8 protein-coding genes and 3 pseudogenes are annotated in these 13,216 nt (G+C 67.9%); 7 read left to right on the top strand and 4 right to left on the bottom strand.

The annotated features are described in order from the left end of the window. Positions 1-345, bottom strand: a pseudogene (locus G3N96_RS34065) (hypothetical protein); the annotation flags it as partial. 106 nt (positions 346-451) lie between these two features. Here G3N96_RS34065 and G3N96_RS34060 point away from each other — a divergent pair. The 3 genes and pseudogenes from G3N96_RS34060 to G3N96_RS34050 all read left to right on the top strand — a co-directional run bounded on the left by G3N96_RS34060 (position 452) and on the right by G3N96_RS34050 (position 2,208). After that, complete coding sequence (locus tag G3N96_RS34060; protein ID WP_206139927.1) at positions 452-1,504, top strand: LysR substrate-binding domain-containing protein; 1,053 nt, start codon at positions 452-454, stop codon at positions 1,502-1,504. A 115-nt stretch (positions 1,505-1,619) separates the two neighbouring features. Then, positions 1,620-1,829, top strand: a complete 210-nt coding sequence (locus tag G3N96_RS34055) for a hypothetical protein (RefSeq protein WP_124585010.1) — start codon at positions 1,620-1,622, stop codon at positions 1,827-1,829. Beyond that, positions 1,829-2,208: pseudogene (locus tag G3N96_RS34050) on the top strand (type II toxin-antitoxin system VapC family toxin). Before G3N96_RS34055 ends, G3N96_RS34050 begins: the two are co-directional and overlap by 1 nt. Positions 2,209-2,264: 56 nt before the next feature. Here the strand turns inward: G3N96_RS34050 and dapA are convergent. Continuing rightward, positions 2,265-3,158 carry a 4-hydroxy-tetrahydrodipicolinate synthase gene (gene dapA, locus G3N96_RS34045; protein ID WP_124585006.1) on the bottom strand — a complete coding sequence of 298 codons (894 nt, stop codon included), beginning with the start codon at positions 3,156-3,158 and terminating at the stop codon, positions 2,265-2,267. Between the two features lie 453 nt (positions 3,159-3,611). Here dapA and G3N96_RS34040 point away from each other — a divergent pair, with 453 nt between their 5' ends. Beyond that, positions 3,612-4,631 carry a sulfate ABC transporter substrate-binding protein gene (locus tag G3N96_RS34040; RefSeq protein ID WP_206139926.1) on the top strand — a complete coding sequence of 340 codons (1,020 nt, stop codon included), beginning with the start codon at positions 3,612-3,614 and terminating at the stop codon, positions 4,629-4,631. Between the two features lie 204 nt (positions 4,632-4,835). Continuing rightward, the gene (locus G3N96_RS34035) at positions 4,836-5,798 is read left to right on the top strand and encodes an ion channel (protein ID WP_124585005.1); all 963 of its coding nucleotides are present in this window, start codon (positions 4,836-4,838) and stop codon (positions 5,796-5,798) included. A gap of 51 nt (positions 5,799-5,849) precedes the next feature. Here the strand turns inward: G3N96_RS34035 and G3N96_RS34030 are convergent, their stop codons facing one another. Continuing rightward, a complete protein-coding gene (locus tag G3N96_RS34030) occupies positions 5,850-6,464 on the bottom strand; it encodes a glutathione S-transferase N-terminal domain-containing protein (RefSeq protein ID WP_124585003.1) in 615 nt (204 codons plus the stop codon). Positions 6,465-6,878: 414 nt separating this feature from the next. Between G3N96_RS34030 and G3N96_RS34025 the strand changes: the two genes are divergently transcribed. Together G3N96_RS34025 and G3N96_RS34020 are read left to right on the top strand one after the other, a co-directional pair. Beyond that, on the top strand, positions 6,879-7,436 hold the full coding sequence (locus G3N96_RS34025; protein WP_206139928.1) for a sugar O-acetyltransferase: 558 nt from the start codon (positions 6,879-6,881) through the stop codon (positions 7,434-7,436). A 1,643-nt stretch (positions 7,437-9,079) separates the two neighbouring features. After that, positions 9,080-12,652, top strand: a complete 3,573-nt coding sequence (locus tag G3N96_RS34020; RefSeq protein ID WP_206139925.1) for an indolepyruvate ferredoxin oxidoreductase family protein — start codon at positions 9,080-9,082, stop codon at positions 12,650-12,652. Between the two features lie 92 nt (positions 12,653-12,744). On the opposite strand, the pseudogene G3N96_RS34015 reads toward G3N96_RS34020, so the two are convergent. After that, positions 12,745-13,216: pseudogene (locus tag G3N96_RS34015) on the bottom strand (Na+/H+ antiporter); the annotation flags it as partial.

The raw sequence follows: 13,216 nt of genomic DNA, 5'->3' as shown, positions 1-13,216 counted from the left end.
GCCGCCCCAGCGACCGATCGCACTCCACCCTTCCACGCAGATATGCCGCGTGATCTGTTCCGCGTGCGGCAGCGCATACAGTTCGTCGAGCGTCCACACGCGCTTGCCCGTCACGCGGCCGGACAGCGCGACGCCGAAGCCGAGCGCGCCGAGCACGAGGCCAAGTGCACCGTTGTCGAGGTGATAGGCCGTGCGCATCCACACGGCCGTGGTCGGAATGCCGGCCGCCGCGGCCGAAAAGCTCATGTTCGCGGCGACGCCGGCCGCCAGCACGCGCCAGCGATGAGCCGCGCCGCGCACGTCGCGGGCGGGCGAGGAGGGGGAAGCGATGCACGAGGTATCCATGACGGCAGGCCCGGGTGGAAATTGACATCCACAGTCTGGCGACCTACATTCATCCTGAAAATCGGAAAGTTCTTGATGAATCGTTCGGTAAAACAGGATGATTGAGATGTCCGGACAAGATATTCCCCGCGACGACGGCGAGTCGCTCGCGCTGGCCGATGCCACGCTGGCCCGGCCCAACTTCGACGTGGCGGCGCTGCGCAGCCTCGTCGCCGGGGTGGATCTCGGCAGTTTTGCGAAAGCGGCCGACCGCGTCGCGCGCTCGTCGTCGGCAGTGAGCGCGCAGATCCGCAAGCTCGAGGAGCAGGCCGGCACGCCGCTGTTCGTGAAGGCCGGGCGCGGGCTGGCGCTGACCGACGCCGGCGACGCGATGCTGCGCTACGCGCGGCGGATGATCGAGCTGAACGACGAGGCGGCCGCGGCCGTGCGCGGCATGAATCTCGACGGCTGGGTGCGTGTCGGGCTGCAGGAGGATTTCGGCGAGGCGATTCTGCCCGACGTGCTCGGGCGGTTCGCGCGTGCGCATCCGAAGGTGCGGATCGAGGCGCGCGTGGCGCGCAATGCCGACTTGCTCGACCGGCTCGACGCGAACCAGCTCGATCTCGCGCTGGTGTGGGGTGATCCGGCGTCGGCGGCGCTGGTGGCCCGCGCGGGGATCGACAGCGAAGCGATCGCGCAGGTGCCGATGCAGTGGGTGGGGGCGGCGGGTTCGGTCGCGAGCGGCTTCGGCATGCCGGGCGGCGGTGCCGAGGAGGCGGGCGGCGCGGTCGAAACGGGCGACCGTGCGGTGCGGGAGCCCGGCGAGCCGCTGCCGCTCGTCGTGTTCGACCGGCCGTGCCGGTTCTTCGGCGCGGCGACCGGCGCGCTCGATCGCGCGGGCGTGCCGTGGCGCGTTGCGTTCACGACCCCCAGTCTCGCCGGGCTATGGGCCGCGGCGGCGGCCGGCCTCGGCCTGACGGTGCGCTCGCGGTACGGGCTGCCCGCGTCGGTGCGCGTGCTCGATGCGGCTTCGAGCGGGTTGCCGACCCTGCCGAGTTTGCCGCTGGTTTTGCTGCGGCGCACGTCGTCGGCGACGCCGACCGTCGATCGGCTCGCGCGGATCGTGAAGCAGGCGGTGCGGGATGCGACGGAGGGGACGGGGGCGGCGCTGGCGGCGTGACGAAACGCTCGATTGCCGCTGCGGGTTGCGATTCGGCTGTCCCTCTGCCGATCGGTCGAATGGATCGATCGCGTGAACCTCTCTACAGTGATGATCACTTGAAACGGAGGTCATCATGCAAAACGCGAATACGTCCGGCACTAATGCGGTTGATCCGGCCCAAAGGGCAAATGCCACGGTCCGCGGTGACGGGGCGTCAACTGATCGACTCGTGCCCGGCAATCCACCTGTTCGGTTCGGTGTCCTGCAAGGGCAGGCATGGATCGCTGACGACTTCGATGCCCCGCTGCCCGATTACCTGCTGGACGCTTTTGAAGGGCGCTGATGCGGCTGTTGCTCGATACGCACATCTTTTTGTGGATCGTGACCAATGACCCCAGGCTGAGCGCAAGGGCGCGCCGACTGATCTCGGCCGCCGACGTACGTTTCGTCAGCAGCGCGAGTATCTGGGAGGCCGCCATCACGGCCGGCCTGGGGAAGCTCGATATCGACGTCGGCAAGCTGATCCGTGCGATCGGCTCGAGCGGGATTCGCGAGCTACCCGTTCGGGCCGTGCATGGGGCCGCGGTCCGTGATCTGCCGCACCACCATCGTGATCCATTCGATCGCTTGCTGGTCGCGCGGCCCGTCACGAACCGCTTCAGCTCGTGACGGCCGATGCCCATCTTGCGCGGTATGACCGGTCTCTCGTTCTGACAGTTTGAAGCAATCTGTCGGGGCGAATTCCATCGGTCGCCTGCACGTCATGTGGCGTCGCGGTTCACGCTGCCGTGACGTCCGGCTCGATTTGGGCCAGTTCCGCACAAATGGCCGCCAGCCGCGCCCTCAACCCTTCACTCGCCGGCACGAACGGCAGCCGCAACCCGTCCTCGCACCACCCTTGCGCGGCCAGCACGGCCTTCACCGGCGCCGGGTTCGGCTCCGCGAACAGCGCCGCGACGAGCGGCTGCAGCGCGACCGACAGGCGCCGCGCATCGGCGAGCCGGCCGTCGCGCAGCAGCGTGTGGATGCGCACATGCCATTCGGGCAGCACGTGCGCGCTGCTCGCGATCGCGCCGTGCGCACCGGTGCACATCGCCGCGAAGTTCTGGTTGTCGTCGCCGGACAGGATCGCGAGCGGCGTGTCGTGCACGAGCCGGCTCATCCGGTCGAGCGTGCCGCCGCATTCCTTGATGCCCGCGACGCGCGGGTCGCGCGCGAGCGCCTGCAGCGTCTCCAGTTCGACGTTCACGCCGGTGCGGTACGGGATGTTGTAGACGAGCACCGGCAGGTCGGCCGCGTCGACGATCGCCTCGACGTGGCGGCGGATGCCGTCCTGCGTCGGCCGCACGTAGACGGGCGGCGTGACGAGCAGCCCGTCGGGCCGCAGCGCCGCGAGTTCGCGCGCACGGGCGGCCGCGAAATGCGTCGCGCTCGCGGTCAGCCCGACGACGATCGGCAGCCCGGGTGCCGCGTCGCGCAGCGTCGCGAACACCGCGTCCTGTTCGCGCGCGTCGAGCAGCACGCCTTCACCGGTCGTCGCGCCCGCGACGAAGCCCGCGAGGCCCGCGGCCGCATAGTGGCGCGCGAGTCGCGCGAGCGCGGCATGGTCGACTTCGCCGTGGTGGAACGGCGTGATGACCGGCAGCCAGATACCTTCGAAACGTGTGTTCATGCAAAGCCTCAGGGTGGAAACGGAGTGGGAAGGAACCGTTCCGCCGGCGGAGAGCCGGAGCGAGGCGTGCGAGCAAGGAGAAAGAAACGACCTGCGGGCATCCCGTCCGGCATTCGCCTGACGGGACGCGACGTCCCCGTCAGTCGAGGAGTCGTTTTTTCAGTTTCAGCCCGGCCGCGCGCGCACCTGCCGCGACGGCGGCGAGGATCGGAAGCGAGCGCGGGGCAGCGGACATGGAGGAACCGGGACAATGGGCTGAGCGGCGATCTTAACACCGGTTGCGATCCGCGCGCGAGCGCACGCCGTCGTTTAGCAGAATTCGAGATTTGCTTTCCACGACTGATTGGAAAGGGCGCCGCGCCCGGCCGCTAGAATGCCCGCTTACGTTTCGATGACAGCGCGTACGCGTGCCGTCACGCACATTCACCACCACTGGAAACGGGGCATATCACGATGGCAAGCATGAAGGGGATCGGCCGCTGGCTGCACACGGGCGCGGCGGCGGCGCTGGTCGTGGCGGCGACGGCCGCGCACGCGGATACGTCGATCCTGAACGTGTCGTACGACGTGACGCGCGAACTGTACAAGGACATCAACGCGGGTTTCGCCGCTGCCTACAAGCAGAAGACCGGCGAGACGGTCGCGATCAAGCAGTCGCACGGCGCGTCGAGCGCGCAGGCGCTGTCGGTGCTGCAAGGGCTGCAGGCCGACGTCGTGACGATGAACCAGCCGAACGACATCGACCTGCTCGCCGAGCGTGGCCAACTGCTGCCGAAGGACTGGCGCGCGCGTTTCCCGGACAACAGCTCGCCGTACTCGACCACGATGGTGTTCCTGGTGCGCAAGGGCAACCCGAAGGCGATCAAGGACTGGAGCGATCTCGCGAAGCCGGGTGTCCAGGTGATCATCGCGAACCCGAAGACGTCGGGCAACGGCCGCTATGCGTATCTCGCCGCGTGGGGCTTCCAGAAGCTGAAGGGCGCGACCGACCAGCAGGCGATCGACTTCGAGAAGGCGATTTTCCGCAACGTGCCGGTGCTCGACTCCGGCGGCCGCGGCGCGACGACGACGTTCACGCAGCGCGGCATCGGCGACGTGCTGGTCACGTTCGAGAACGAAGTCGCGCTGATGGACACCGGCGCATCGGGCGCACAGTTCGACGCGGTGTATCCGTCGGCGAGCATCCTCGCGGAGCCGCCCGTCGCCGTCGTCGACAAGGTCGTCGACAAGAAGGGCACGCGCAAGGTCGCGCAGGCGTATCTCGACTACCTGTACACGCCGGAAGCGCAGGAAATCATCGCGCAACACCATCTGCGCCCGCGCGACGCGAATGTGCTGAAGAAGCATGCGGCCGAATTCAAGTCGCTGAAGACGTTCAGCGTCGAGCAGGTCTTCGGCAGCTGGGCGAACGCGCAGAAGACGCACTTCGCGGACGGCGGCACGTTCGACCAGGTGATCGTCGACCGCAAGTGAGCGCCGCGCGCAGGTGAGCGCCGCGCGCAGGTGAGCGCCGCGCGCTCGCCCACACGCCGCTTGCGCAGCCGGCCGCTTCCGCGGCCGGCTTTTTTTGCACCGCGCGGCCGGTGGCGCGACGGATTTCCATTCCGAACCGTCACGCATACCCGGCCGCCGCCGCGCGTGCTACGCTCATCGCCTCCCAGCTTCCGGCACCGCGCGATGAACGTCGATTCGTCCTCCCCAGCCTCCCGCGGCCGTGGCCGCAAGCTCTGGTCGGGCACCCGCCCGGTGATTGCGTACGGGATGCCGCCGCTCGGCTGGCGCGACCTCTATCACCGCGCGCTGACGGTGAGCTGGCCCGTATTCTTCCTGTCGCTCGCCGTGCTGTTCCTGCTGCTCAACGGCGCCTTCGCGACGCTCTACCTGCTTGGCCATGCGCCGATCGCGAACCAGTCGCCGGCCGGCTTCGGCGGCGCGTTCTTCTTCAGTGTCGAGACACTCGCGACCGTCGGCTACGGCGACATGCACCCGCAGACCGTCTATGCGCACCTGGTCGCGACGTTCGAGATCTTCGTCGGGATGTCGGGCATTGCGATGGCCACGGGGCTCGTGTTTGCGCGTTTTTCGCGGCCGCAGGCGAAGATCCTGTTCGCACGCTACGCGATCGTCCGGCCGTTGAACGGCAGGATGACGCTGATGGTGCGCGCCGCGAATGCGCGCCAGAACGTGATTGCCGAGGCGCAGGCGAAACTGCGGCTGATGCGCGTCGAAGGCACGCACGAGGGCTATACGCTGCGCAAGATCCACGACCTGGCGCTCGTGCGCAGCGAGCATCCGATCTTCCTGCTCGGCTGGAACCTGATGCACGTGATCGACGAATCGAGCGCGCTGTTCGGCGAGACGCCCGAATCGCTCGCTGCACGCGACGCGTCGTTGCTGATCACGATCGAAGGCTCGGACGAGACGACCGCGCAGGTGATGCAGGCGCGTCACTCGTGGGAGCATGACGAGATCCGCTGGCGTCACCGCTATGTCGACCTGATGCACGACGAAGACGGCATCACGCACATCGACTACACGCATTTTCATGAGGTGGTGCCGGTCGACGCCGATACCGACGAGCGCGGCTCGCCGGGTGCGGTGGTCGATGCCGGTGCCGCGACGTCGGGCCCTGCCACGTAGGCGTGCTCGCGAGCGGCCGGTAGCGCCGCCCACGCGCTGCACATCTACACGTCACGCATGCAGCAGGCGCGCCGCTTCGCGCTGCTCGATCGCGACCGCGCGGCGGAATGCGTCGCGGTCCTCGGCGCGCGCGACGTAGTCGCCGAGCACGCCTTCGTGCGGCAGCAGATGCGCGTCGAACGCGATCTTCAGCGTGCTGGCGAGCAGCAGGTCGGCCGCCGTGAAGCGGTCGCCGACGAGCCACGGAGCATGGGCGAGCGCTTGCGCGAGTGCGCGCTGCACGCGCGTGATGTTGCCCCAGCCGAACGCGACCGGATTGCCCGACGCGCCGGTGAATTTTTCGGCCATCGCCGGTTCGAGGCAGGTCGGCGTGAAGAACATCCATTGGAGGAAACGGCCGCGCAGCGGATCGTCGGGCGCGACGCCGAGCCCGGCAGCCGGGCAGCAGTCGGCGAGATAGAGCAGCACGGCGCCCGATTCGGCGAACGGCACGCTGCCGTCGTCGAGCGCGGGCAGCTTGGCCATCGGGTTGACCTGCACGAACGCGTCGCTGCCCTGTTCGTGCGAACGCAGGTCGATCGGCACGAGTTCGTACACCACGCCGAGTTCTTCGAGCATCCACAAGGCCCGGAATGCCCGGGTCTTCGGCCAGTAGTAGAGCTTCATCGTGCCTCCGCGTTGGGGTGCAGCTGTCGGTCCGGTGGATGCTCCAGCGTACCCGAGCAGCGGCGGTTCGGACAGGGGCGCCCGGCCAGGGGCGCCCGGCCAGGGGCGCCCGGCCAGGGGCGCCCGGCGAGGGGCTTCCCGCCGCGGGCGGCTATCTGCGTGTGATGACCCGATGCGTTATGTGTCGGGCGTGAATCAGGCAGAAGTCCGGGCAAAGCCTTATGGCACAAGCAGGTATGTTAATGACTAGTTATATTTAAACTAGTTATAAGTTCGACGGAAATCCCAGTAATGGCTGGCATCCCGCACACGGCATCACGGAGCCCGCAGCGTCCGCGCACACGCCAACACAGGCATCCTTCCGCAAGCGCCGATGCATCGCGAAACAGGGAAATCACGGGAGACAACTCACGCATGGCAAACGACGATCGCACCACGATCATTCCGAGAAGAACGCCGGAATCGGCGGCGATGGTGGCCGAGGTCAAGCGGGCGATGTCGATCGCCGCGCGGATCAATCGCCTGACGTTCGACGATGCCGCCGCGGTTCGCACATTATTCGGAGAACTGATCGGCACGCAGGTGGATGACGGCTTCGTGTTGATCCCGCCGTTCCATGCGACGGGCGGCACCGGCATCACGCTCGGGCGCAATGTGTTCATCAACCAGAACTGCACGTTCTACGATCTTGGCGGGCTCGAGATCGGCGACGACGTGATGATCGGGCCGAACGTCAGCCTCATCACGTCCGGCCATCCCGTCGAACCTTCGCGGCGGCGCGACTTCGTCGTCGCGAAGCCGATCGTGATCGGACGGAACGTCTGGATCGGCGCCGGCGCGACGATCATCGGCGGTGTGACGGTGGGCGAGAACTCGGTGGTCGCGGCCGGGGCCGTCGTCACGCGGGATGTTCCGCCGAATGTGCTGGTCGGCGGCAATCCTGCGGCGGTCATCCGGTCGATTGTCGCGTAATCCGACGCGAGGACGCTTGCCCACTCGAGGCAGCCAGGATGGGCAGATGTGGATAACCGACCCCCGAGGCGACTCGAAACACTGTGCATTTGAACGGTGAGCATGCCGCCGAGGCAGTCTGGATGGGGCTTTCCGGTAAATGCCCGATAGCGGTCGGTGGATGCGCGGGCCGTCCCGGTCGATGGTCGGACGAAAGTCGCGTCGCGCGATCGGTTGTGGATATCCTCACGCCGAAACGACTCGGCGCCCTGTGCATTTCACAGGTGAGGGTCACCGGATGATACGGAACGCATGAAGCGGGTTGTGGACAACTCGCCCACGAAACGACGCGAAATACTGTGGAATTCAACGGTGAGGGCGGCGTCCGCTCGGGCGATGCGCCTTTCCTGGCGCGGCTTGCCGGTCTTTGCGTGGTTCGAGGCGTCGCGCATTCTAGCCGAACGCGCGCATGCTTGGCGGAACCGCGTGCGTGCCGCGACGTGGAGATCCGGTTCCGGCTGTCGCCCGAAAGGCCGTGCATTTTAACGGCGAGTGCGGGTGCGTGGTCTGCAACGTGCGGATTTCGCGGCGCATCGCCGCGTTCGCAAGCGACTCGAAACGCTGCGCAATGCGGCGGCGAGCGCGAATACGCGAGCGGTGGTCGGTGCGGCAAGATGCGATCGCACCGCCAGCGGTTCCGTCCGAAGTGGCGCGCATGTCCGGTTCGGACGCGAGCGTGCGAGCGGGGCCAACGCAAGCCCCCGTGTGGATATCCGATCCCGAAACGACTCGCGACACTGTGCATTTCGACGGTGAGTGTCCGTAGCCGATCGGCGGATGAGCCGCCTCCAGCAAGGATTACCGGCCGGTCGAACCTTCCGCGGCGCGTATCCGTTATCGCATTGGCAGATGCGCCTGCATGTGGATATCCTGGGTCGTGGACCACTCGACGCGCTGTGGTTTTCAACGGTGAGAGTGCTCGCGTGGCTGGTCGGAATTGCCGGATCGGGCGGGGATAACCGTTGTTGCAGTCACGCGGAGCCCTGTGTATTTCAACGGTGAGCGCGAGCCCGCGATTGTGCCGCATGCGCGTTCCGGCGTACATGTCCGGCCGATGAACCCACTCGCCGCGCTGTGAATTTCGACGGTGAGCGTCGCGGCAAGCGCCAAACGCATGCCGCCAACGATGTGGACATCCCGGCCCCCACGCCACTCGAAACGCTGTGCAATCGAACGGTGAGCGCGCGAGCCCGGTCGGCCGAGGGGCGAGGCGTTGTGGACATCCCGCGCCGCCGACCAATCGCAACGCTGTGCATTTCAATGGTGAGGGTCACCGCCACGAGGCGCTGAAACCCTTGCCACACGGACACGAACGCCACCCGCCCCCAACCCGGGGCCCTCGTCGGACCGCCACGCGCTTTCCCGGCAAACGACCCGCCCGCCCCGACGCGTCGCCCATCCCGCCCGACCGCCGTGCGCGAAATCTCTCTCAAATCCCGGCAAAAAGCTGCGCAGTTTTTCTCACGGAGTGCCCGCCCGAGCAAGATGAGGAAAAACATTCTCGGCTGCGCGCGAAAAAATAGAGCCATTCGCTGCCGCCAGTCACGCGTCGCACGACGCCCTGCCGAGCAGCCCAGAACAGCACAATCCGGAGACATCCCCCCATGACTGCCCGCCTGCCCGTCGACGGCACGCCTGCCCTGTCCGACTACCGCCTGACCGACAACCTGACCGCGACGCGCGGCCGGATCTTCCTGACCGGCACGCAGGCGCTGGTTCGCCTGCTGCTGATGCAGCGCACGGTCGACGCCGAACAGGGGCTCAACACGGCCGGCTTCGTCAGCGGCTATCGCGGCTCGCCGCTCGGCATGGTCGACCAGCAGCTGTGGAAGGCGAAGAAGCTGCTCGACGCCGGCGGCGTGCGGTTCCTGCCCGCGATCAACGAGGAACTTGGCGGCACGGCCGTGCTCGGCACGCAGCGGGTCGAGGCCGATCCCGAGCGCACGGTCGAGGGCGTGTATGCGATGTGGTACGGCAAAGGGCCGGGTGTCGATCGTGCCGGCGACGCGCTGAAGCACGGCAACGCGTACGGCTCGTCGCCGCATGGCGGCGTGCTCGTCGTCGCGGGCGACGACCACGGCTGCGTGTCGTCGTCGATGCCGCACCAGAGCGACTTCGCGATGATCGCGTGGCACATGCCGGTCGTGAACCCGGCGAACATCGCCGACATGCTCGAATTCGGCCTGTACGGCTGGGCGCTGTCGCGCTACTCGGGCGCGTGGGTCGGTTTCAAGGCGATCTCGGAAACGGTCGAATCGGGCTCGACCGTCGACCTCGACGCGCTGCAGACGCAGTGGCCCGCGCCGGAAGGCTTCACACCGCCGGCGGGCGGCCTGCACAACCGCTGGCCCGACCTGCCGAGCCTCACGATCGAGGCGCGCCTCGCCGCGAAGCTCGACGCGGTGCGCCATTTCGCGCGCGCCAACAGCATCGACAAGTGGATCGCGCCGAGCGCGCAGGCGAACGTCGGCATCGTGACCTGCGGCAAGGCGCACCTCGACCTGATGGAAGCGCTGCGCCGTCTCGACCTGACGGTGGCCGATCTCGACGCGGCCGGCGTGCGGATCTACAAGGTCGGCCTGTCGTATCCGCTCGAGATGACGCGCGTCGAAACCTTCGTCGACGGGCTCGCCGAAGTGCTCGTGATCGAGGAGAAGGGCCCGGTCATCGAGCAGCAGATCAAGGACTACCTGTACAACCGCACGGAGGGCGCCCGCCCGCGCGTGCTCGGCAAGCACGACGCCGCCGGCGCCTGCCTGCTGTCCGAGCTCGGCGAGCTGCGCCCGTCGCGCATCCTGCCGGTGTTCGCCGACTGGCTCGCGCGCCACAAGCCGGCGCTCGACCGCCGCGAACGCGTGGTCGATCTCGTCGCGCCGCAGATCCTGTCGAACGAGGCGGACGCGGTGAAGCGCACGCCGTATTTCTGCTCGGGCTGCCCGCACAACACGTCGACGAAGGTGCCGGAAGGCTCGATCGCGCAAGCCGGCATCGGCTGCCACTTCATGGCGTCGTGGATGGAGCGCGACACGACGGGGCTGATCCAGATGGGCGGCGAGGGCGTCGACTGGGCCGCGCACGCGATGTTCACCAACACGAAGCACGTGTTCCAGAACCTCGGCGACGGCACCTACTTCCACTCGGGCATCCTCGCGATCCGCCAGGCCGTGGCCGCGAAAGCGAACATCACGTACAAGATCCTCTACAACGACGCGGTCGCGATGACGGGCGGCCAGCCGGTCGACGGCAGCATCTCGGTGCCGCAGATCGCGCGGCAGGTCGAGGCGGAAGGCGTGTCGCGCTTCGTGGTCGTGTCCGACGAGCCGGAGAAGTACGACGGTCATCACGGCCAGTTCCCGACCGGCACGACGTTCCATCACCGCAGCGAACTCGACACCGTGCAGCGCGAGCTGCGCGAGACGCCGGGCGTCACCGTGCTGATCTACGACCAGACCTGCGCGGCCGAGAAGCGCCGCCGCCGCAAGAAGGGCGAATTCCCCGACCCGGACAAGCGCCTGTTCATCAACGACGCCGTGTGCGAAGGCTGCGGCGATTGCGGCGTGCAGTCGAACTGCCTGTCGGTCGAACCGCTCGAAACTCCGCTCGGCCGCAAGCGCCGCATCGACCAGTCGTCGTGCAACAAGGACTACTCGTGCGTGAACGGCTTCTGCCCGAGCTTCGTGACGGTCGAAGGCGCGGCGCTGAAGAAGGCCGCCGGTGCCGCATTCGACGAAGCCGCGCTTGCCGTGCGCGTCGACGCGCTGCCGGTGCCGGCGACGCATCTCGACGCGGCGCCGTTCGACATGCTCGTGACGGGCGTCGGCGGCACGGGCGTGGTGACGGTCGGCGCGTTGATCAGCATGGCCGCGCACCTCGAAGGCAAGAGCGCGTCGGTGCTCGACTTCATGGGCTTCGCGCAGAAGGGCGGCTCGGTGCTGTCGTTCGTGCGGATCGCATCGAGCGACCGGTGGCTGAACCAGGTGCGCATCGACACGCAGCAGGCCGACGTGCTGCTCGCATGCGACATGGTGGTCGGCGCGAGCGCCGAGGCGCTGCAGACGGTGCGTCACGAACGTTCGCGAATCGTCGTCAACACGCACCGGATCCCGAACGCGTCGTTCGTGCAGAACCCTGATGCGAACCTGCATGCGGACGCGCTGCTCGAGAAGATGCGCCACGCGGCCGGCGACGGCTACCTGTCGAGCTGCGATGCACAGGCGCTCGCCGCGAAGTTCCTCGGCGACTCGATCGGCGCGAACATCCTGATGCTCGGCTATGCATGGCAGCTCGGCCTCGTGCCGGTGTCGCTCGCGGCGATGATGCGTGCGATCGAGCTGAACAACGTCGCGGTGCCGATGAACAAGCTCGCGTTCTCGATCGGCCGGATGGCGGCCGGTGACGCGGCGGGCCTCGATGCGTTGTGGAACGCGCGTCACACGGTGGCCGCGCACGCCGCGCCGGAGACGCTCGCCGAGCTGATCGCCGATCGCGAAACGCGTCTCGATGCTTACGGCGGCGCACGCTATGTCGAGCGCTACCGCGCGCTCGTGAGCGCGGCGCGTGCGAAGGGCGACGACGCGCTGACGCGCGCGGTCGCGACCACGTTCTACCGGCTGCTCGCGGTGAAGGACGAATACGAAGTCGCGCGGCTGTACACGGACGACGCGTTCCGCACGGCGCTCGAAGCGCAGTTCGAAGGCGTGCCGGGGCAGGCCTATCGCGTGAAGTTCAACCTGGCGCCGCCGACGGTCGCGAAGGCCGGCAGCGACGGCAGCGCGCCGAAGAAGCGCGTGTTCGGCCAGTGGATGTGGCCGGTGTTCGGCATGCTGGCGCGCGTGCGCAGCCTGCGCGGCACGTGGCTCGATCCGTTCGGCCGCACCGTCGAGCGCAGGATGGAGCGTGCGCTCGCCGACGACTACGAGACGACGCTCGCGCGTGCGCTCGCCGCGACGACCGCCGGCAATGCGACGCAGGTCACGCAACTGGCCGACCTGCATGCACGCGTGCGTGGCTTCGGTCACGTGAAGGTGCGCAATCTTGCCGGCGTGAAGCGCGCGGAGCGCGAGCTCGCACTGCAGCTCGGCATCGAAGCGGCGACGAGCGCGGCCGTGCAGCACGCGCTCGACGAGATGAAGGGCGCGGGGATGCTGAAGGGGATTCCGGTCGTCGTCGCGAAGTAACGCGAACGCGGGCGGATGTGAAAACGGCGACGCGTGTGCGTCGCCTTTTTTTGTTGGGCGCCGGCTGCTGCGTACAGGCAGCGGCGGGCCCTTTAGAGAATGCCTTTCTTGCGCGTCGACAGCGCGGTCTCCGACAGGTCGATCTCGCGGAGCAGCTTCGTCAGCGTCTCGTCGGAAATCTTGCTTTCGCTGCGCAGCCGGTACAGCGCGGAGCGTTCCGCACGCACGGCCGCGATCCGCATCTGCAGTTCCATCGTTTCGGCCTGCTTCGCTTCCGCGCGCGGCGTGGGGCCGTCCTCGGCGAGCGTCGCGAGGCGGCGGCGGTACTGGTCCATCACGCGTGCGGAGATGTCCGCGCAGCGTGCGGCGCCCGATTCGTCGAGATCGACCGAGATCGCGTCGTGCGACGAGTCGATCGCGCGGATCGCGGCCTGCGCGGCGGCCGCGCGCGCGGCGCGCTCCTCGTCGCCGAGCGGACTGCGCGACGAACGCACGCCGCGCAGCAGCAGCGGCAGGCCGATCACCGCGACGACGAGCGAGCCGAGGATCACGGCCGACGCGACG

The sequence above is a fragment of the Burkholderia sp. Se-20373 genome, assembly GCF_017104705.1.
Classification (GTDB): domain Bacteria; phylum Pseudomonadota; class Gammaproteobacteria; order Burkholderiales; family Burkholderiaceae; genus Burkholderia.
The sequence above is the reverse complement of the archived record's forward strand: the minus strand, read 5'-3'. Positions and strand labels throughout refer to the sequence as shown.